General features: G+C 62.3%; 20 protein-coding genes. 9 read left to right on the top strand and 11 right to left on the bottom strand.

All coding sequences use genetic code 11. The annotated features are described in order from the left end of the window. Positions 1-58 precede the first annotated feature (58 nt). Positions 59-874: a nucleoside triphosphate pyrophosphohydrolase gene (gene mazG, locus FQ320_RS00415; RefSeq protein WP_148468937.1), complete on the bottom strand. Its 816-nt coding sequence runs from the start codon at positions 872-874 to the stop codon at positions 59-61. A gap of 61 nt (positions 875-935) precedes the next feature. Here mazG and FQ320_RS00410 point away from each other — a divergent pair, with 61 nt between their 5' ends. The 3 genes from FQ320_RS00410 to FQ320_RS00400 all read left to right on the top strand — a co-directional run bounded on the left by FQ320_RS00410 (position 936) and on the right by FQ320_RS00400 (position 3,727). Next, positions 936-2,099: a M20 aminoacylase family protein gene (locus tag FQ320_RS00410; protein WP_148468935.1), complete on the top strand. Its 1,164-nt coding sequence runs from the start codon at positions 936-938 to the stop codon at positions 2,097-2,099. A gap of 85 nt (positions 2,100-2,184) precedes the next feature. Further along, complete coding sequence (gene speB, locus FQ320_RS00405; RefSeq protein ID WP_148468933.1) at positions 2,185-3,153, top strand: agmatinase; 969 nt, start codon at positions 2,185-2,187, stop codon at positions 3,151-3,153. Between the two features lie 94 nt (positions 3,154-3,247). Next, positions 3,248-3,727: a DUF1499 domain-containing protein gene (locus tag FQ320_RS00400; RefSeq protein WP_148468931.1), complete on the top strand. Its 480-nt coding sequence runs from the start codon at positions 3,248-3,250 to the stop codon at positions 3,725-3,727. On the opposite strand, the gene FQ320_RS26255 is transcribed toward FQ320_RS00400, so the two are convergent. After that, entirely contained in the window at positions 3,638-3,979 is a 342-nt protein-coding gene (locus FQ320_RS26255; RefSeq protein ID WP_370513001.1) for a hypothetical protein, read from the bottom strand. The genes FQ320_RS00400 and FQ320_RS26255 overlap by 90 nt on opposite strands. A 62-nt stretch (positions 3,980-4,041) precedes the next feature. Here FQ320_RS26255 and prfA point away from each other — a divergent pair, with 62 nt between their 5' ends. The 3 genes from prfA to FQ320_RS00380 all read left to right on the top strand — a co-directional run bounded on the left by prfA (position 4,042) and on the right by FQ320_RS00380 (position 6,940). Then, entirely contained in the window at positions 4,042-5,091 is a 1,050-nt protein-coding gene (gene prfA, locus FQ320_RS00390; RefSeq protein WP_148468929.1) for a peptide chain release factor 1, read from the top strand. After that, positions 5,088-5,915: a peptide chain release factor N(5)-glutamine methyltransferase gene (prmC, locus tag FQ320_RS00385; protein WP_148468928.1), complete on the top strand. Its 828-nt coding sequence runs from the start codon at positions 5,088-5,090 to the stop codon at positions 5,913-5,915. The genes prfA and prmC overlap by 4 nt, the downstream gene beginning before the upstream one ends. 200 nt (positions 5,916-6,115) lie before the next feature. Further along, positions 6,116-6,940 carry a DUF4167 domain-containing protein gene (locus FQ320_RS00380; protein ID WP_370513000.1) on the top strand — a complete coding sequence of 275 codons (825 nt, stop codon included), beginning with the start codon at positions 6,116-6,118 and terminating at the stop codon, positions 6,938-6,940. Positions 6,941-6,970: 30 nt separating this feature from the next. Here FQ320_RS00380 and rsmA read toward each other — a convergent pair whose 3' ends face one another. The 6 genes from rsmA to lptF form a co-directional block, all read right to left on the bottom strand. Next, a complete protein-coding gene (gene rsmA, locus FQ320_RS00375; RefSeq protein ID WP_148469482.1) occupies positions 6,971-7,810 on the bottom strand; it encodes a 16S rRNA (adenine(1518)-N(6)/adenine(1519)-N(6))-dimethyltransferase RsmA in 840 nt (279 codons plus the stop codon). A 63-nt stretch (positions 7,811-7,873) separates the two neighbouring features. Then, positions 7,874-8,875 carry a 4-hydroxythreonine-4-phosphate dehydrogenase PdxA gene (gene pdxA / locus FQ320_RS00370; RefSeq protein WP_148468924.1) on the bottom strand — a complete coding sequence of 334 codons (1,002 nt, stop codon included), beginning with the start codon at positions 8,873-8,875 and terminating at the stop codon, positions 7,874-7,876. Continuing rightward, positions 8,841-10,130: a peptidylprolyl isomerase gene (locus FQ320_RS00365; protein ID WP_187393727.1), complete on the bottom strand. Its 1,290-nt coding sequence runs from the start codon at positions 10,128-10,130 to the stop codon at positions 8,841-8,843. Before FQ320_RS00365 ends, pdxA begins: the two co-directional genes overlap by 35 nt. Before the next feature lie 70 nt (positions 10,131-10,200). After that, positions 10,201-12,327 carry an LPS-assembly protein LptD gene (locus tag FQ320_RS00360; RefSeq protein WP_255509313.1) on the bottom strand — a complete coding sequence of 709 codons (2,127 nt, stop codon included), beginning with the start codon at positions 12,325-12,327 and terminating at the stop codon, positions 10,201-10,203. Next, positions 12,324-13,418: an LPS export ABC transporter permease LptG gene (gene lptG, locus FQ320_RS00355; protein WP_148469477.1), complete on the bottom strand. Its 1,095-nt coding sequence runs from the start codon at positions 13,416-13,418 to the stop codon at positions 12,324-12,326. Before lptG ends, FQ320_RS00360 begins: the two co-directional genes overlap by 4 nt. After that, complete coding sequence (lptF, locus tag FQ320_RS00350; protein WP_255509312.1) at positions 13,415-14,539, bottom strand: LPS export ABC transporter permease LptF; 1,125 nt, start codon at positions 14,537-14,539, stop codon at positions 13,415-13,417. Before lptF ends, lptG begins: the two co-directional genes overlap by 4 nt. A gap of 132 nt (positions 14,540-14,671) precedes the next feature. On the opposite strand from lptF, the gene FQ320_RS00345 reads away from it, so the two are divergent. The 3 genes from FQ320_RS00345 to FQ320_RS00335 are packed head-to-tail and all read left to right on the top strand — an operon-like array spanning position 14,672 to position 17,028. Continuing rightward, positions 14,672-16,150 carry a leucyl aminopeptidase gene (locus FQ320_RS00345; protein WP_148468920.1) on the top strand — a complete coding sequence of 493 codons (1,479 nt, stop codon included), beginning with the start codon at positions 14,672-14,674 and terminating at the stop codon, positions 16,148-16,150. 12 nt (positions 16,151-16,162) lie between these two features. Then, positions 16,163-16,561 carry a VOC family protein gene (locus FQ320_RS00340; RefSeq protein WP_148468918.1) on the top strand — a complete coding sequence of 133 codons (399 nt, stop codon included), beginning with the start codon at positions 16,163-16,165 and terminating at the stop codon, positions 16,559-16,561. An 11-nt stretch (positions 16,562-16,572) separates the two neighbouring features. Next, the gene (locus FQ320_RS00335) at positions 16,573-17,028 is read left to right on the top strand and encodes a DNA polymerase III subunit chi (RefSeq protein ID WP_148468916.1); all 456 of its coding nucleotides are present in this window, start codon (positions 16,573-16,575) and stop codon (positions 17,026-17,028) included. 68 nt (positions 17,029-17,096) lie between these two features. Here the strand turns inward: FQ320_RS00335 and FQ320_RS00330 are convergent, their stop codons facing one another. The 3 genes from FQ320_RS00330 to FQ320_RS00320 are packed head-to-tail and all read right to left on the bottom strand — an operon-like array spanning position 17,097 to position 20,175. Continuing rightward, positions 17,097-17,678: a TIGR02281 family clan AA aspartic protease gene (locus FQ320_RS00330; RefSeq protein WP_148468914.1), complete on the bottom strand. Its 582-nt coding sequence runs from the start codon at positions 17,676-17,678 to the stop codon at positions 17,097-17,099. A 13-nt stretch (positions 17,679-17,691) separates the two neighbouring features. After that, the gene (locus tag FQ320_RS00325) at positions 17,692-18,309 is read right to left on the bottom strand and encodes a MarC family protein (RefSeq protein WP_148468912.1); all 618 of its coding nucleotides are present in this window, start codon (positions 18,307-18,309) and stop codon (positions 17,692-17,694) included. A 3-nt stretch (positions 18,310-18,312) separates the two neighbouring features. Beyond that, positions 18,313-20,175, bottom strand: a complete 1,863-nt coding sequence (locus FQ320_RS00320; protein WP_148468910.1) for an ABC-F family ATP-binding cassette domain-containing protein — start codon at positions 20,173-20,175, stop codon at positions 18,313-18,315. Positions 20,176-20,256 lie beyond the last annotated feature (81 nt).

Genomic DNA, 20,256 nt, shown 5'->3' with positions numbered 1-20,256 from the left:
CGGTTGACGTTGGTCACGTTTAATCTGACTCTTTTAGTTGGGTCAATACCTGAGTGGATCACTCGGGTATCTGTCTCTCGTGGTGTTTCGCGGCATCCCACAGGGCGTCCATTTCCGCCAGATCCGACTGTGCGGGCGTTTTGCCCAGTTCGCGCAGGGCGGATTCGATAAATTCAAACCGGCGGACGAATTTGGCGTTGGTCCCGCGCAGGGCGGTTTCGGGGTCGATGTCCAGATGCCGGGCCAGATTTGCCATGACGAACAGCAGATCACCCATTTCGTCGGCTTTCGATGCGGCATCGGGGGCGGTGACCAGCTCGCGCGCCTCTTCGATCAGTTTGTCCAGGACGAAAGACGTGTCGGGCCAGTCAAATCCAACACGCGCCGCACGGTTTTGCAGCTTTTCGGCACGCATCAACGCAGGCAGGCCAAGGGCGACCCCGTCCAATACGCCGGTTTCCTGCCGGGTCGCACGTTCGCGCGCTTTCAGCGCCTCCCAGTCGCGGGTCTGTTGCAGGGCCGACTTGTCACGGGATTCGGCCTCAAAGACATGGGGATGGCGCGCAATCATCTTGTCGGCGATGCCGTTCACCACGTCATCAAAAGTGAAATGCCCCGCCTCGGCGGCCATCTGCGCATGATAAACCGCCTGGAACAACAGATCGCCCAGCTCGGCCTTCAACTCGGTCATGTCGCCCCGGTCGATAGCGTCGGCGACCTCATAGGCCTCTTCTATTGTATAGGGTGCGATCGAGGTGAAATCCTGTTCGATGTCCCAGGGGCAGCCAGTCTCACGGTCGCGCAGGCGGCGCATGATCTCGGTCAGGCGCGACATGTCGCGAGGATGGGAATGGATCGGATCGCGCTTGGTCATTTACCTTGCCCCGGTTCTCTGAGATCGTGCCTGTGTCACATCGCCCAACTGCGGAGTCCACATGCCGGTCGTCAACCGTATCGCCGAATTTGCCGACGACATGAAGGAATGGCGCCGCTGGCTGCACCGAAACCCGGAACTGGGGTTCGATCTGCACAAGACGGCGGCTTTCGTTGCTGAACGGCTGCGCGAATTCGGGGTGGACGAGGTGCATGAAGGCATCGCCACCACCGGGATCGTCGCGATTATCGAAGGACGCGGTGCGGGGCCGACCATCGGGTTGCGCGCCGATATGGATGCATTGCCGATCCGTGAGGAGACCGGCGCGGACTATGCCAGCGAAACTCCCGGCCTGATGCATGCCTGCGGCCATGACGGGCACACCACAATGCTGCTCGGGGCGGCAAAATACCTGGCCGAAACGCGGAATTTCGCCGGTCGTGTCGCGCTGATCTTTCAGCCCGCCGAAGAAGGGGGCGCCGGGGGCGACGTGATGGTGCGCGAAGGCATTCTGGAGCGGTTCGCCATTGCCCGGGTTTTTGCCATGCACAATGCACCCGAAACGCCGGCGGGCACGTTTCAGGCGGCGCCGGGGCCGATGATGGCGGGAACTGCCGATTTTTTTGTTACGGTCACCGGTACGGGGGGCCATGCCGCCTTTCCCCATGACTGCGTCGACCCGATTCCGCCGATGCTGGCGATGATCCAGGCCTTCGACACCATCGTGTCGCGCAATCACAAGCCGATCGAAGATCTGGTGATCTCGGTCACGATGATCGAAACCGGCACGGCGACCAATATCGTGCCATCTGTGGCCCGGTTCGCAGGCACCGTCAGGGTGTTCGATCAGGCGATCATGGACATGGCAGAGGCGCGGATAAGCGCGCTGATCTCGGGTATCGCGGCCGGATTCGGGGTGTCGGGCGATCTGAGATTCGAGCGCGGCTATCCCCCGACGATCAACGATCCCGACAGCGCCGCCTTTGCCGCCGAGGTCGCGGCCGAAGTCGCAGGGGCCGAGCGGGTGGATACCATTGGCGAGCGACAGATGGGGGCAGAGGATTTTTCGTATTTTCTCGAGGAGCGGCCCGGTGCCTATCTGTTCCTCGGGCAGGGGAAAACGGCGCTCTGCCATCATCCGAAATACGACTTCAATGATGAAATCGCGCCGCTGGGTGCATCTTTCTTTGCGCGGCTGGTCGAAAGGGCACAACCGGCATCATAAGTGCTAGAGTCGTGGCGGGGCGCGAATTTTCATTGAAAATTCGGGCGCCCTGCAGAGATGTTCAGGAACCAATGATGGAAAGCACATGGCGCTAGAGGATGCAAAAACTCAGGTCGATATGGCCTTTACCCGGAAAGATCGACGCGGTCTGGCGTTCGAGAATGCGTTTGGCGGTGCTACGTCGTTTCTGCGTCGCGCCTATACCAAGGATCTGACCGGTGTCGATCTGACAGTGACCGGCGTGCCCTTTGATCAGGCAGTGACAAACCGGCCCGGCGCAAGGTTCGGCCCTCGCGCGATCCGCGAGGCATCGGCCCTGCAGGCCTTTGATCCGCCTTTTGGCTGGGGGTTTGACCCGCTGTCGGAGTTCACCGTGACTGATCACGGTGATATGGCGTTCGACTATGCCGATACCGGAAGTTTTCCGGGGCTGGTTCAGGCCCATGTGGCAGGGATTCTGGCTTCGGGCGCAGGGTGCCTCACCCTTGGCGGCGACCATTTCATTACCCTGCCGATCCTGCGCGCCCACGCCGAAGTGCACGGACCCCTGTCGGTGATCCAGTTCGATGCCCATTCCGATCTCTGGGCCGACGACGACATGGCGCGGATCGATCACGGGACCTTCATGTACAAGGCGGTCAAGCTGGGACTGGTCGATCCAACCCGCTCGGTCCAGATCGGCATTCGCACGGAATGCGACGATTATCTTGGGATGAACGTCATCGACGCTCCGACCTGCCACAGGCTCGGCCCGGATGCCGTGGCGGCGGAGGTGCGGCGCATTGTCGGCGATCACCCCACGTATCTGACCTTCGACATTGACGCGCTGGACCCCGCCTTTGCCCCGGGCACCGGAACGCCGGTCTGGGGCGGATTGGCCAGCTGGCAGGCAGCCGCGATCTTGCGGGCACTGGCGGGCGTGAACATGATCGGCGGTGACGTGGTCGAAGTGTCGCCGCCCTATGACACCACCGGGGCCACAGCGATCGCGGCGGCGCATCTGGCGATGGAGCTGATCTGTCTCTGGGCGTGGACCAGGCGGGCGGAACAGTGAGACCCCGGATGGTCTGTGAGAGTGATCTGATCCGCTGCGCCGGGTTGCGCCGTGGGATTGAGTATTTGGACAAAGAAGAAACCGGAGGGTCAGCATGCTGAAATTTCTTGCATTGGCGGTGATCGGGCTGGCGGTGGCCGGGACAGTTTTTGTGCGACTGGCGCCGGTGGACGGTGCGCAATGGAACGTCGACCCACTGACCGCAGCACAGCCCGGCGCGAAGGGTTGGCTGGTGCGCCCCGAGGGCGGCGATGCAGCGTGGCAGGAATTCGATACGCAGGGCGAGATACTGCTTGCAGCCTTCGACCGGATTGTGATGGACGAGCCGCGCACCGCCCGGGTCGAGGGCGACGTGGCGGCAGGGCGGATCACCTATGTCACGCGGTCGCGGCTCTGGGGGTTTCCAGATTTCACCACAGTCGCGGCAGTTCCCTATGGCGAAGGCACGACGCTGGCGGTTCTGGCGCGGGCACGGTTCGGCCAGTCAGATTTGCGTGTGAACCGGGACCGGGTCAATCGTTGGTACGGTGCTTTGCGGCAAAGTCTGGCCAGCACCGAACCGGCCGCTGAGTGACGAGGAAAGACATCCATTGGAGATTTCGCGCCACATGGGCACGTTCAGCGACATCTGGCATTGCGCAGTGAACCTGCGCCCGCCGACGTCCAGGCAGATGCTTTGCCCGAGTTCGACACGCGCGCCTTGGCGGTCGGTACAATAACAGTCGATGGCGCGCCCCGCCGCGCCGTCGGCGCCTGCCAATATTGGGGGCAGTGCGGGCGGCAGTGCGGAACCCACGAACAGGAACAGGGCGGCAATACTACGCATTTCCGAATTCTAACACGGTGGCGGCCCTTGACCAAATCCCTTGTCTGAGCGAAGCCGCTGGGATGGTTCCTCTCGACAGACTGGCGCAAATCGCCGAACGATTCGAATATCTCGAGGCAGCGATGTCTCAGGGCGGCGGCGATCTCGCCGCGCTGGGGCGGGAATATGCCGAACTGCGCCCGGTGGTAATGCAGATCGCGGCCTATCGCACGCTGCTCGATGACCGGGCTCAGGCGGAACAGATGCTGCGCGATCCCGAAATGCGCGATCTGGCCGAAGAAGAGATTGCCATCATCAAGGCGGCACTTCCCGGGCTGGAGGACGATTTGCGGCTTGCGCTTTTGCCAAAAGATGCCGCCGATGCCCGGCCCGCGATTTTGGAGATCCGCCCCGGCACTGGCGGCGAGGAGGCAGCCCTGTTCGCGGGCGATCTTCTGCGGATGTATCAGCGATTTTCCGAGCAACAGGGCTGGCAATTCGAGATCGTCACCGAACAACAGACCGAACTGGGCGGCATCAAAGAAGTGATCGCCAACATCCGTGGTGAGGGCGTATTCGCGCGTATGAAATACGAATCCGGCGTGCACCGGGTTCAGCGAGTACCGGAAACCGAATCGGGCGGACGTATTCACACTTCGGCCGCCACCGTCGCGGTTCTGCCCGAGGCAGCCGAGGTGGATATCGCCATCGACCCCGCCGATATCCGCATCGATACGATGCGCGCCAGCGGGGCAGGCGGGCAGCACGTCAACACCACTGATTCGGCGGTGCGCATTACTCATATCCCCACCGGCCTCGTCGTCACCAGCGCCGAAAAATCACAGCATCGCAACCGCGAGATCGCCATGGGTGTGCTGCGGGCCAGGCTTTATGATGCCGAACGCGCCCGCGTTGATGGAGAACGCTCTGCCACCCGGCGTTCACAGGTCGGCAGCGGTGATCGCAGCGAACGCATCCGCACCTATAACTTTCCCCAAGGGAGAATGACCGATCACCGGATCAACCTGACGCTTTATAAGCTGGATCAGGTGATGCAGGGCGATCTGGGCGATATTATCGACGCGCTTGTGTCCGACGACCGGGCGCGGATGCTGGCCGAACACGGCCAATGACCGGGGCCGACCTGCTGCGCCGGGGCATCGCGGCGCTCGCTGGAATCGACGGCGCGGCCCGGGATGCGCGGCTTCTGCTCGCGGCGGCGATGGGTATTGCGCCGGGGCGGGTGACATTGGTGCTGGGCGACCCTGTTTCGGCGGAAGTGTGCGTCCGGTTCGACGCGATGATCGGCCAGCGCGCCGGACGTATGCCCGTGTCGCAGATCCTCGGTTTCAAGGCGTTCTGGCAAGGGGAATTCGCCGTCACCCATGCGACGCTGTCACCGCGTCCGGAAACGGAAACCCTTGTGGAACAGGCTCTTGCGCAGAGTTTCTCACGCGTTCTCGACCTTGGAACCGGAACTGGCTGTATCGCGATTTCACTGCTGGTGGCCCGCCCGGATGCAAACGGAATCGCCACAGATATCTCGCCTGACGCGTTGCAGGTGGCAAAAGGAAATGCAGCGCGCCACGGCGTCGCCGACCGGCTCTCTCTGGTTCGGTCTGACTGGTTTTCGGATGTCACCGGACGTTTCGATCTGATCGTCAGCAATCCGCCCTATATTGCGGCCAGCGAAATGCCGGCGCTGCCCCCCGAGGTGCGCGACCACGAACCCGCGCTGGCCCTGAGCGATATGGCCGATGGTCTGACCGCCTATGGCCGGATTGCCGCAGGATGCCGGGACCACCTGTTGCCCGGTGGTCGCATATTGCTGGAGATCGGTCCGACGCAGGCAGAGCCGGTCGGTGCGCTTCTTTCTGCGGCGGGTCTGAGCGATATCACCATCTTTCATGATCTGGACGGTCGTGATCGGGTGGTTGCGGCGCGCCATCCCGGTTGAAACCTGTCGGGATCACGCGATTTTCGCTTGTAAATCCGCGTCCGGCATGATTTGTGAAGATTGTACAGGCCGGGCAGACTTACCGCCGCCCCCTGAACCGACCGCCCGCATTTCGCAAACGACCCGATTACCGCCCGCGGCTGGGTGATAGATTTTCACAGGGTCAAACCGCTTGGCCGGACGCTCAGAATGGCGGTCCTATGGCCTGCTCCCAACGCTGGAACACGACACTCATGAGATCTTCGAAGTCCCGTTCGCGGTCAAAAAGCAACCGCACTAACAGCAACAGCAACAACCGGTCTGGCGTGAACATCGTCAACCGCGTGTTCGACAGTTCCGGCCCCGAGGGTAAGGTGCGCGGCACGCCGCAACAAATCATCGATAAGTACAATCAGTTGTTCCGTGATGCGCAACTCTCCAACGACCGGGTTGCAGCCGAGAACTTTCAACAGCACGCCGAACATTACCTGCGTCTGCTTGGCGAGGCCCAGCGCGAGATCGACGCGCGACGCGATCAGGAAATCGCCCAGCAGCAGCAGCGTGATCAGCAGCAACAGCAGCGCGATCAACAGCAGCGCGACCGGCAGCAAAACGATCAGCAACAGCGCGACCGGCAGCAAAATGACCGGCAGCAAAACGATCCGAACGACCAGCAGAACGATCAGCAAGACAACCGCCGGAACGAATCCCAGCAACCGGGGGGCGAACAACCCTATCCGCGCGATACGTCCCGGGCCGAGCCGCAGAAATCCGCCGAGGTTTCAGGCGAGTCCGAACCGGCTCCGGTGCAGGCGGAAACTCCGACGCCCCGTGCGCCCCGCACACGCAGCCGTGCCCCAAAGCCGGCGCCACAGCACAATGTTGATGTGATCGAAACCACCGATGGGGACGACCGGGACTCTGAGTCCGGGCTGGTCGATACACCCGAGAGCGCGCCGGAACCTGCGGTCAAGAAACCCCGCCGTCCGCGCACCCGTGCAAAGGCGAAAACCGCCGAAGACGACACCCCCGAAGCGGCCGAATAAACCCGGTCTGCCGGTTTCCCGGCACCGTCGTTAATTCTCCAAAGCGCGGGCCAAAGCGCAGAACCCTTCAAGCGACACCTGTTCCGCCCGTTCCGTGGGCGGAATTCCGACCGAGCGCAGGCGATCCTCGATATCCGGTGCCGCGCCCTTCAACGCAGCGCGCAACATCTTGCGCCGCTGGTTGAAGGCCATTGCGACGACTCGCTGCAACACCTTCGGATCAGCCGGGAACCGCGGTTCGTCCAGCCGGGTGAAATGCACGACTGCGGAATGCACCTTGGGCGCGGGGGTAAAGGCTTCCGGTGGCAGCGTCATGACGATGCGCGGTGTGGTTCGCCACTGGGAAAGAATCGCCAGCCGGCCATAGGCCTTGCCCCCCGGTTGCGCCACGATCCGCTCGGCCACCTCGCGCTGGAACATCAAGGTCAGGCTCTGCCAGAACGGTGGCCAGACACCCGGGTCCAGCCAACGAACCAACAGTTCCGTTCCGACATTATAGGGCAGGTTGGCGATGATCCGCACCGGCGGCGTCAGCATCGACGCCGCGTCGATATCCAGCGCATCCCCCTGCACCACCTGTAACCGTCCGTCGCTGAGAGCCGCGATTTCAGCCAGTGCTGGCAGGCAGCGGGCATCTTTCTCAACCGCGAGCACCCGGCGCGCGCCCTGGCTCAGCAATCCCCGAGTCAACCCACCGGGGCCGGGCCCGATTTCCAGAACATCGCAGTCCCGCAAATCGCCCGCCTGCCGCGCGATCTTTTCCGTCAGGTTGAGATCGAGCAGAAAGTTCTGCCCCAGCGATTTTTTCGCGGCCAGCCCATGGTTTGCGATCACCCGTGCGAGGGATGGCAGATCGTCCAACCCGCTCATCGGCTTCTTCTTTGCCAAAATACTCCCCCCGGAGGGGCCAGGATCACCACGCGCGTTGCCGGTTCATTGCTGTTTCCAAACCTTGCCCTGAACCTGCCCCCGGGCCAGTGCCATATCCCGCGCCATTTTCAGGGCCGCGATCAGAGATGACGGATCGGCCAGGCCCCGCCCGGCGATGTCATAGGCGGTTCCATGATCGGGCGACGTACGGATGAAGGGCAGGCCCAGCGTCACATTTACACCACTGGCGAAGTCCAGCGTCTTGATCGGGATCAGCGCCTGATCGTGATACATGCAGACGGCGGCATCATATTGCGCGCGGGCGGCGGGGTGAAACATCGTGTCGGCGGACAGGGGCCCGGATATCGCCATTCCCTCGTCGCGCAGGGCGGCGATGACCGGGCTGATTACCGATATCTCCTCGTGGCCGATGGTGCCGCCTTCGCCCGCGTGCGGGTTCAGTCCGGCCACCAAAAGCCTTGGTACAGTGATGCCAAAGTCGCGGATCAATGCGGCGTGGGTGATGCGCAGGGTGTCGCGCAAGAGTTCGGCACTCAGGGCCGCGGGGACTTCGCTCAGCGGGATGTGAATGGTGACCGGAACCACGCGCAGGGCGTCGCAGGCCAGCATCATCACCACCCGGTCAACCCCGGCCAGTGCTGCCAGATATTCGGTATGTCCGGGATAGGCAAAGTCGACGCCGACCTTCAGCGCCTTCTTGTTGATCGGCCCGGTGCAGATCGCCGACGCGTCACCGCGTCCGACCAGATCCACGGCGCGGGCAATCACGTCGACAACGCCCTGGGCGTTGGCCAGAACAGGCTTGCCCGGAGTAGCGGGGGCGGCAAATTCATGGTGCAGAACGGGCAGGGCACTGGCGCAGGCGGAAAGCGCCTCGGACGGATGACGGATCGGCGCGACGGGCGCGCCACCGGGCAGATGGCGGGGATCACCGATCAGGAAAAACGGCAAACGCGCGCCCAACTTCCGCCATGCGGCCAGTGCGATTTCCGGGCCGATGCCGGATGGATCACCGCAGGTCAGTGCTATCGGGGCGAGTGCCATCATAATTTGCGGCCTTTAATGGATACACGATCGTGGCATTGGCGCGCAGTTCCGCCATCAGCGCCGTGGCCATCGAGGACAACCGTTCGTTCAGCAGGCGCGTGCGCACGGCCTCCCGGTCGACCGGCGCCTCTTCGTTCGCGGCATGACCCCGGTTGCACAGCATCAGGAACACCAGTGTCTGACCGTCGGCGCGGGTCAGGCCGGTGCTGACTTCGTTCTCGTCCAGCTTGGCCAGTTCCAGCGCCACATCGCCGGGCACCTGAGACAGGGGCGCCGTAACCCGTTCCAGTTGTTGGGCGGGCAGGCCCTTTGCGACGCCATAAAGATCTTCGCAGGTGTCGATCTGTGCACGGACCCGCGCCGCTTCGGCCAATGCGGCGGCGCTGCGCCCGCCTGCGATATAGAACGCAGCATAGTCGACCTCGGTCGTTGCCGCAGTTGCGGTGGCGGATTCCTCGATCGCGCGTACCTGGAACAGGGCGATGGCGTTGGGCACCGGAATCGGCTGAGTCACGCCGCCCACGGGCAGCGACAGCACCTGCGCCGCGATGGCGGGGGGCAGGTTGCCGATGGGCATCCAATCGATCCGTCCGCTGGCCCCGCGTGACGGCGACGCTGAATAATTGCGCGCGGCGCTGGCAAAGGCGGGCAGGGTGGAGATGCGACTGATCTCGCTGGCGCGGCGCTCGGCGGCAGCAGCGGCAGCGGGGGTGTTGGCGGGAAGGATGATCTCGCTCAGCAGCACCCGGACGTTGACCGGGGAGGTCGACTGGCGTTTGACTGCCTTGTCGATATCGGATTCGCTCAGGTTGACGCGTCCTGCGAACCGTTCCCGGATCACCTTGCGCCAGGCAAGTCCGGCGGCAACGAAATCACGATAGCTTTCGGTGTCGACCCCGGCTTGATTCAGCGCCTTGGTGAATTCTTCGCCTGACAGGTTGGCGCGGCTGGCGAATTCGCCCATTCCTTCGGCCACCTCGTCCGTGGTGACGCTGATTCCCGCACGTTGTGCTTCTTCCAGTTGCAGGCGCTCGTTGATCAGCGCCTTCATCGCCTCAACCTCGGGGACACCCGGAGACCGGAACAATTGGATCATCCGCACCCGCTGATCCCGTTCATAGTGGGTGATCACCCGTTCGTTGACCTGAACCGCCGGCGCGAAAAGGTTCTGCGCCATGGCTGGCAGAGCCGTAAAAACGCTGCCCGCCAGCGCCATCGAAATCGCGCAGCGAATGAAAAACTGCTTCAGCATCGGGTGCCTGCCCCCCTGTGGTCGTGGTTCTGTCGGCGCATTGTGCGCCGGTTTATTTGGTCGCCCGGCGTCAACGGCTGCACCGCCGACGATAAGATTCATCGTTGCGCCCCGATCCGAACCCGGCCAGCGACACGTTTAGTCCAAAATCCGTGCTTGCCGACAGACTAGTCGATGATGTGAACCGACGCGAGAGCGAAAGATCGACAACCAGACACTCGGACCGGTATTCCAGCCCCAATCCGGCCTTCGAGGCGCGGTCTGCGGCCAGATCAAACCGCCCGTCCAGACGTCCTGTCCAATGGCGCGACATCCGGTAGGCGGCATCAACGGCAAGTTCATGGGTCGCGATCGGGCGGTTTTCCGTCGGTTCGGCAATCATCCACAAATAGGACGATCCGATGGCGGTACGTTCATTCTGCCAGGCCAGCCGGGTCTCGCTGCGGGTGAAATCGAATCCGTCGTCAAACAGGGCGCGGTGGGTCACCGCCAACCGGTCGGCGATCCGCAATTGTCCGGCCGCCAGCCAGTTGGATTTTTTGCCTGCAAGCCCGGTGCCCGGAGCGAACTGCGTCGTGGCGGCATTGCGCAGCACCCGGCCCACAGTCACGCCCAGGGTCCATCCTGCCGGGTCATAACGGGTCCAGCGCAGTCCGATATTGGCGCGGCTGCCCTGTTCGCGGGCGTCTTCACCGGGGAACCTGCCAAGATCGAACAGATTGCCTTCGTCGAATTCCACCAGCACCGAATCCTCGTTCGGGACGGCATTGCCGTTGGTCTCAGACCAGGCCAGTTGCACCACTGGTTCAAGCAGGTGATAGGCACCGCTGCTGTCGGTCCGTTGGAACGGCCAGCGCAGTTCGATCATGGCGCGCGGCGTGATCTGCGCGGTGGTCGTGGCAAAGCTCGGATCCTGGCGCGTGTCATAGGTGGTCGCCTGAATTCCCATTTCCGCGATGGCCAACATGCCGTTGGCAAGGGTCCAGTCGCGGCGAAATGCGCCCGAGACGCCAATCCGGCTGACATCGCGCCCCACGCCCGGCGCATTGCTGGTGCGTGTCAGGCTGGCCGCGTCGAACCCCAGCCGGAATTCGCCGCCGATGAGCGCGATGCGCCGTTCATAGCTGACGTTGGCAAAGGTGCGCGGCAGTTGATCGCGGATCGCCTCTTCGGAGTCACGCAGGGTGCGGAAATCAGTAACACTGGCGCGGAACAGATCGCGGGCACGCGCCCGGCTGAGTTTGATTTCGCTGTCCAACCGGTCCTTGTCGGAAAACCCGTAATCGATCAGATAGGCAGTGTCCGAGACGATCTCGATATCGAAATCCAGCTTGAAGTCGCGCGGCAGATCGAAACGCCCCTCGCCAAACAGATAGTAGCGGGTTTGCCGCGGCACCAGCAGGTTGTCGCGGCTGATCGCCCCCTCGAACGACAGATCGCCCGCCCGAAAGGCATGGCGATACCGCAGATCAAGCGTGCGTGTGGCGGAGGACAGATAGGGTGTCAGGGTGAGGTCGATCTGATCGTTCAGGCGGATGAAATACGGCACCTTCACCCCGGTTTTCAGGCGTGACGTGGTGCGCAGCGACGGCAGCATGAAACCGGTCGCGCGGGTCAGGCTTGGATCGGGCAGGCGGAGACGGGGGGTATAGAATATTGGCACGCCCAGAAAGCGGAACTGGGCATTCTGAAAGTAGATCTGCCGTTCCACCTTGTCGTGAATCACCCGACGTGCGCGAATTTCCCACACCGGCACGGGGTTGCCGGCGCAGACTTCGCAGGACGACACGACGGTGTTGCTGAGTTGGGTATAACGGCCGTCGACGCGCGCAATCTCGTTCGCGGCCAGTTGCAACTGCTGATCCAGCACCAGCCGCGCCGAGGTCAGGATCCCGTTGCGCAGCCCGGAATCGAGCTCTGCCTGCTCGGCGATCAGGATCACCCGTCCGTCGCCTTCAACCAGGGTGATCGGCCCGTCGAACAAAAGGGTTTCGCCCGCGCTTGAATAGGTGACACGCCGCGCCTGTAGCCGGGTGCCCTGATACAACACCTCGACGTTGCCAGTGGCAACCAGCGTGTTTTGCCCGGTCAGCTCTACCCGGTCGGCCACCAATGTGGCCAATTGCTGTGCCTTGCCGCCCCCGGGGAACTGGAACAGAAAAATCAGCGCCAGCAATATCATCAGCCGACGCATCATCCATCCTCCCAGTGTAACAGCAGCCCAAGCGGCAGCAGGATCGCGGCCACCGGCGGACCCCAGGTCGACAGGATCACCGGCAACTGGCCGTTCTCACCGAGGATCTGTGCGAAATTGCGTATGAAGTACAGAGAAAACCCCATTGTCAGCGCCAGCATGACCATCAGTCCGGTGCGCCCGAACCGGGTGTGTCGCATGGTGAATCCGGCCCCCACCAGCACCATCGCCACCAGCAACAGCGGCATCGACAGTTCCATGTTCAGCCAGACCAGATGTTTGCGCGCCGAGAACCCGGCACTTTCCAGCTGGGTGATGAACCCCGGCAGTTCCCATATCGGGATGGCCGAAGGGGTGGCGAAACTGTCAAGGATCTGATTGCGCGTCAGGGTCGATGGCAGCGTATACTGGGGATAGAGCGTTGCCGTCGTTTCGGGGTTCGGGGTGTCCAGTTGCCAGACCTTGACCCCCCTGAGCCGCCATTCGCCATCGCCAAGCCGGGCATTGGCGGCCTCAAGCCGCAGAGACGGTCCACCCTTTGCGGAAAAGGTGATAAAGGTGACGGTAAACAGTTCGGACCCGTCCAGATTGGCCCGCTCGGCCCGGATCACCGTCTGCCCGTCGGTATCGCCCTGTCGCAGCCACAGGGCATCGCGACTGAACGACAATACGCTGGCAGGCACCTGTCCCAACCGGTTTGCCGCCGCCTCGTATTGTTTCGATGTGGCGGCCACGATCGGGTTGAAGACCGTCACGGCAACAATGCCGATGAGCAGAGCCACCGCCAACGGCGCGGAGAGGGCGCGCAGCGCAGACCGGCCCGAGGCCCGGGTCACCACCAATTCAGAGGTCCGTGCCAGCGACAGGAACAAGGTCAGCGTCGACAGAATCGTCACCAGCGGCAGGATGCGGTACAGGCTTTCGGGCACATGCAGCAGCGCAAGACCCACCATCTCGATGAACCGCACGTCGCCACTGTCGAACTTGCGCACCTGTTCAACCAGATCCAGCAGCATCAGGATCGCCATGAACACGCCAAGAACGCCAAGGAACGATATCAGAAACCGCCGCGCGAAATACCGGTGCAGGATCATCGGGCCACCACCCGCGCCCGTCGCCGGAACAGCGCCGGGTGTGCGGCGATCCACAGGAAGGTGCCAGCCATGACCGCCCCCAGCAGGGCGGGCGTATAGGCCAGCGGCCACAGCCCCTTTGGACGCGCAACATCGGTCACCGCGTTGTCGAACAGTTGTATGACGATCAGGCACAACACCGCTCCGACGACCTGTTTCCAGATACCAAAGCGCGAAAATCCACCCATCAGCAGCACTGCAAACCCGACCAGTGGCGTGACCATCCCGATCAGCGCCTCGGTGAACCGGGCGTGGCCGTCATACAGCAGCACCGGAGCGCTCTGACCGATTTCCGCGACCAGTGCTGCGTCAGGTGACAGCAGTTCGGCGGTCGAAACCTGTTTGATTCTGCGCGGTCCGGATCGGGGCAGATCGACAAGCGCGCCGACATCAAAGGCAAATTCGCTGAACCGTGTGATCGCCAACTGTCGCGATTTGAGGTCGAACGATTGCAGCATGCCCTGAAACATCAACAGTTTGGGGCCGGTATCGCTGCGCAGCAACAGCGCGCGTTCGGCGGTATAGCTGGTCCTTTCGCCGGGTTTGCGCGCGTCGGCCAGAAAGATGTCGCGCAATTCACCCTCGGGGGATATTTCGCGGATATAGAACGTCACCCCGTCCGAAGGATGCAGAAATTCACCGTCCTTCAACAGGCGCGCCGTCGCGTTTTCCGAGATTTCGGCCGTGCGGTCGGTCAGCTGGGTCAGGCTGGCAGGGACCAACAGATGGGACAGCACCGACATCATCAGCGCAACGATCACCCCGAACACCAGAACCGGCCACGCCATCCGCGCCGGGCTGTAACCGGTCGCCTGAACCACAACCAGCTCGCTTTCCTGCGCCATGCGGTGCGTGACATAGATAGCCGCGGCAAAGGCTGAAATCGGCAGTACCACCCGGATCACGTTGGGCAGAGACAGCGCAGTGAATTCAAGGAACACCAGCGCCGAATGGCCATTGGCGATCAATTGGTCAAACAGCGATACCGCCTGATTCAACCAGTAGACAAGCACAAGCACCAGCGAGAAAAAGCCGAAGACCCACATCAACTGTGACAGCATGTATCGGTCGAATTTGGCCACCCGCGCCTCTTGGTTCTTACGCCATTTGATACGACCTTAGACGATGCGGCGGCGCGGGAAAACTCCCTTCTGGTCAATGACCGGGCGGGGGGCTAGGTTCTGCGCAAATTTCCCAGTCCGGAGCCTGCCCCAATGACCACCCCCGCCGCCGTTTCTTTCGCCGCCACCGACATTGATGCCATTGCCGGGCTGACGGGCCGCATTGCCCTGTTGATCGGCGATCCCGAAAAGCTCGACCTGGCGGCGCGGCGGATCAACCGCCTGACCAAGGGCGCCTTGACCCGGCTGTTGGAAAGCGATGCCTTTAAAAAGCTGGATGAGGGCGCGGCACTTGACCTGTCGTTCCCGGGTGGCATGGCGGCGGATGTGGTGCAGGTGGTAAAGCTGCCTCGCAATGCCTCTGGCCCCGATGCCTTGGCTGCCGGTGTCGCGATCGGTGCTGGCGCAGGGGAAAAGCCAGTTGTGATCATGGCCGGTTCGGCGCGGGGGGTGCGCGATATCGCGCAGGGTGCCGTCTTGCGCGCCTATGACTATGCCGATCAGCGCAGCGGCGATCGCCCCGCCGGTGCCGGGGCCGTCACCGTGATGGTCTCTAAACCTGAAAATTGCGACGGCATGGCCGATCTGATCGCGGCCCGGGCTGCGGGCGTTTTCTTTACCCGCGATCTGGTCAATGCGCCGGCCAATGTGCTGACCACCACCGAATTTGCCCGGCAGTTGAGTGAACTGTCCGATCTTGGGGTCGAGGTCGAGGTTCTGGAAGAAGCCGATCTTGAAAAGCTCGGAATGCGCACGCTGCTGGCCGTGGGGCAGGGCAGCGACAGCCCCTCCAAGGTTGTGGTGATGCAGTGGAAAGGTGGCCAGCAAGAGGCGCCTTTTGCCCTGATCGGCAAGGGTGTGGTGTTTGACACCGGCGGTATTTCGCTGAAACCCGCCGCCGGAATGGAAGACATGACCATGGACATGGGCGGTGCCGGTGTCGTTGCGGGCGTGATGAAGACGCTGGCGATGCGCAAGGCACAGGCCAACGTCGTGGCCTTGGTCGGGCTGGTCGAAAACATGCCCGATGCCCGGGCCACCCGTCCGGGCGACGTGGTGAAATCCATGAAGGGCGATACGGTCGAGGTGATCAACACCGACGCCGAGGGCCGCATGGTTCTGTGCGATGTCATGTGGTATGCACAGGACCGCTTTGCGCCCACGGGCATGGTTGATCTGGCGACGCTGACCGGCGCGATCATCATCGGCCTTGGCCACGAAAACGCCGGCGTGTTCTCCAACGACGACGCCCTGTGCAACGCCTTTCTGAAGGCGGCCCGCGCTGAGGGCGAAGGCGCGTGGCGGATGCCGCTGGGCAAAGCCTATGCGAAACAGCTGAAATCACGCATCGCCGATGTAAAGAATGTCGGTGGCCGCCCTGCCGGGTCGATCACCGCCGCCGAATTCCTCCACCGGTTCGTCAAGGATGGCACGCCGTGGATCCACCTCGATATCGCGGGCGTCGCCAGCACAACCGCCGACAGCACCCATGCCCCCAAGGGCGCGTCGGGCTGGGGGGTCTTGTCGCTTGACCGGATGATCCGTGATATGTTCGAATCCGACAAGGAGTGAACCGGGCATCCCATGCTGATCGCCGCGACAAAATATTCCGATTGCGAGGCCGCGCTGACGTTTTTGCGCGATGTGCTTGGCCTGTCCGAACACAATGTCTTTCGCGGTGAGGCGGGCGCGATCCAGCATGCACAACTGCGCCTTGGCACTGGCATCTTCATGTTCGGCCCCGACACGCAGCAAGGCGATTTCGGCCAGTTCATGATTTCGCCCGCTGACACTGGGGGCCGGGCGACTGTGTCGCTTTATGCGGTTATGGCAGACGTATCCGGGTGTTTTGCCCGGGTGCGCGACGCGGGCACCGAGATCCTGTTGCCGCTGACGGCGCAGGATCACGGCGGCAGCGCCTTCACCTGCCGCGATCCGGGCGGACATGTCTGGACCGTCGGCGATTATGATCCGCAAAGCTGATCGGGGGCCTGATGGGCGCGGCGTATTTCTATCATCTGACCGAGCGTCCACTTGAAGAGACGCTGCCGACGCTGATTGCCCGGGCGCGCGGTGCCGATTGGCGCGTTTGCGTTCGCGGTGCCAATCTGCGGCGAATGGAATGGTTGGATCAACAGTTGTGGCTGACCGGCGATCCGTTTTTGCCGCACGGCATGGCGGGGGGTGATTTCGATGCCGACCAGCCAGTACTGCTGACCACCGACGATGCGATTGCCAACAATGCCGAATGCTTGATGATCATCGACGGGGCCGCCGTGACCGCAGACGAGGTGACGCGGCTGGAGCGGGTTTGCGTGCTGTTCGACGGCAACGATCCCGGGCAACTGGAAAAGGCGCGCGGCCAGTGGCGCGAACTGACCAAGGCGGGATGTTCGGCGCAATATTGGAGCGAGGCGTCGGGCCGGTGGGAAAAGAAGGCCGAGGCATGAGCGGGCGGCTCTGCTTTGGGTTGTGAACCCGCGACAACCGGCCTTTTCAATCAGGGAATATCATCGCTTCAACGTTCGAGAATCAGCCGGTTCCCGGTAATCACGATCCGTCCGAACCGCCCGAGATAGCTCATCCCAAGCAATGACCCCTGCATTTCGCCACCGTTGACCGAGGCGCCGACCTGACGGTCGATCACATCGCCAAGACCGACAGTGTCCAACGTCACCCTCGCAATCGGAACCATGCCATTGGCCGTCTGCGCCCGGCCAAGATAGGCCAGCGCGCTGGGATCGATGCCTGCGACCCGGGCGTCGCGCTGGGTCAGAACCAGATCGCTTGCGCCGGTGTCGATGATGAAACGAATGGGTTTTCCGTTGATATCCAGCGTCAGATGATAGTGGCCATCGATGCCCATGGGCACCTCGATCCGACCGCCTTCGCCGATGACACCCTGACGAGGCGCAATGTCGTCGCGGATGTCCTGCCACAACCCGGCGGCCGCGATGACACCAACAAAGATAAGCCCCCAGATCGCCGCCATCTGGGCCGTCTTGCCAAGGTTTTCACGCGACGAGACCAGATAGGAACCAAAGATCGCCGCCAGCAACAGGACAAAGTAAAGAACGCGTCCGAAGTCATTGGAATCCATTCTGAAACTCCAGTCAGAGCGGTTGTGTCAGCGCCAAAATTCCATCGACGACAAACTGAACCGAAAGCGCCGCCAGTAACATCCCCAGCAAACGCGTCACCACGTTGCCACCGACATCGCCCAGCAGTTTTTCCAGCAACCCGGCCATGAGAAACAGCGCAAGGGTCAGCCCAAGCACCAGAAACATAACGAGGTGAACGAGAAGAATAGCGGTGAAGCTCCCGCCTGTCTCGCCGGTCAGCAGGATCATCGTCGCAATCGCCCCGGGACCCGCGATCAGCGGAGTTGCCAGAGGAAACACTGACGGATCAGGCGGATGCGCGTCGGCCTGACCCTGTCGGCGTTGGGTCCGCCGTTCGAACAGCATATCAAGGGCGGTGAGAAACAGCAGAATCCCGCCCGCGATCCGGAACGCCGGCATGGAAATGCCCACAAAGCCAAGAACCGCTTCCCCGAACAGCCCGAACAGGGTTAACAGGATCGCGCCGATGATCAGCGCGTGGTATCCGACACCGTTGCGCCGATCACGGGGCATTCCTTTGGTCAGCGCAACAAACAACGGCGTCAGGCCGATCGGGTCAATCACCACAAAAAGCGTAACAAAAGCGGTGATGTAAAAGCTTAGCTCCATCGCTTAACTCACTGTTTCTTCCAGCTTTTCAAGAGATTTCATCCACATTGCCTCGGCCCGGTCAAGCGCCTCCATCACCTCGGCATACTTCTTTTGCCAGACTTCGGCCTCGCCCAGCTTGTCGGGTTCGTACAACCCGGGATCGGCCAGTTTTTTTGCCAGTTTGTCGCGCATGGCGGACAGTTTCGTCACCCGTTCTTCGCAGCGCTTCACGTCAGAGCGCAGGGACGAAACGTCTTGTGGTGTCGCATCGTCCTTGCGTTTGCTCTCGGCTTTTTTGCCGTTACCGCGTTTCCCATCGGATGAATCCGCCGACAACAGCATCTTGCGATAGCTTTCAAGATCGTCGTCATAGGGGGCAACGCGCCCATCCTTGACCAGCCACAGCCGGTCAGCCACCAGCCCCAGCAGGTGCATGTCATGGGAGACCAGAATGACCGCGCCTGAATATGCGGTCAACGCCTCGACCAGCGCCTCGCGGCTTTCCATGTCGAGGTGGTTGGTAGGTTCGTCAAGGATCAGCATGTGCGGCGCATCAAGCGTGGCCAAAAGCAGCGAGAGCCGCGCCTTTTGTCCCCCTGACAGGCGCGCGACTTCGGTATCGGCCTGTGCCGCGGTCAGACCGAAACCGGCCAGACGGGCGCGATGACGCGCAGGGGTTTCGGTGCCGCGCATCCGGCGCAGGTGATCCAGCGGCGTTTCATCGGCACGCAATTCGTCCAACTGGTGCTGGGCAAAATACCCGACCCGCAGTTTCGATGATTTGGTGATCCGTCCGCTCATCGCTTCCAGCTTGCCCGCCAGCAGTTTGGACAAGGTTGATTTGCCTTCGCCGTTGCGCCCGAGCAGGGCGATCCGGTCATCCTGATCGATCCGGAGCGACAGTTTCGACAGGACCGGCGTGTCGTTATAACCGACAGATGCGGATTCGATGTTGACGATGGGCGGCGACAGTTCCTCGGGCTCGGGGAAGGTGAACGCGCGCAACGCCGCCTCTTGCGGCGTGCTGATCGTTTCCAGCTTTTCGATCATCTTGATGCGCGATTGCGCCTGTTTCGCCTTGGAGGCTTTGGCGCGGAACCGGTCGACGAAACTTTGCAGATGGGCGCGGCGGGCTTCGGTCTTGCGGCCCTGTGCCTCGACCACCGCCAGACGGGCGGCGCGGGTGCGCGCGAACTGGTCATAGCCACCCGCGTAAAGCGTCAGTTTGCGATCCTCGAGGTGCAGGATGTGGTTCACGGCGCGGTTCAGCAGCCCACGGTCGTGGGAAATCACGATCACCGTATGGGGATAACGCATCAGATAGCTTTCCAGCCAGAGCGCGCCTTCCAGATCGAGATAGTTCGTCGGCTCATCGAGCAACAGCAGGTCAGGCGCGGCAAACAGCACCGCCGCCAGCGCAACGCGCATCCGCCAGCCACCCGAAAAGGCAGAGCACGGCATCAGTTGTTCTTTGTGGGTAAAACCCAGTCCGCGCAGGATCGACGCGGCGCGCGCCTCGGCGCTCCAGGCTTCGATATCGGCAAGTCGCGCCTGAACTTCACCGATCCGGACACCGTCAGTGGCGGTCTCCGATTCGGCCAGCAATTCGGCGCGTTCGGTATCGGCGGCCAGAACCGTGTCGAGCAGAGACACCTCGGACCCCGGCACTTCCTGAGCGACACCGCCGATGCGGGCTTTGGCGGGCAGACGGACATCGCCGCCCTCAAGCACCAGTTCGCCACGGATCAAATTGAACAACGTGGTCTTGCCGGTGCCGTTTCGCCCGACAATGCCAACCTTGTGGCCGTCGGGAATCGTCGCTGTGGCCTGCTCGAACAACGGGCGGCCTTCGACGGAATAGGATATGTTATCGATGATTAGCATGGGGCCGTGTGCCAGCGTGGCCTCACAAGGTCAATGCGCGACATTCGTACCTTTCATTGGCCCGGACCCCATGGTAGCAGG

This window comes from Oceaniovalibus sp. ACAM 378 (assembly GCF_008085915.1).
In the GTDB taxonomy this organism is placed as follows: domain Bacteria; phylum Pseudomonadota; class Alphaproteobacteria; order Rhodobacterales; family Rhodobacteraceae; genus Oceaniglobus.
The sequence above is the reverse complement of the archived record's forward strand: the minus strand, read 5'-3'. Positions and strand labels throughout refer to the sequence as shown.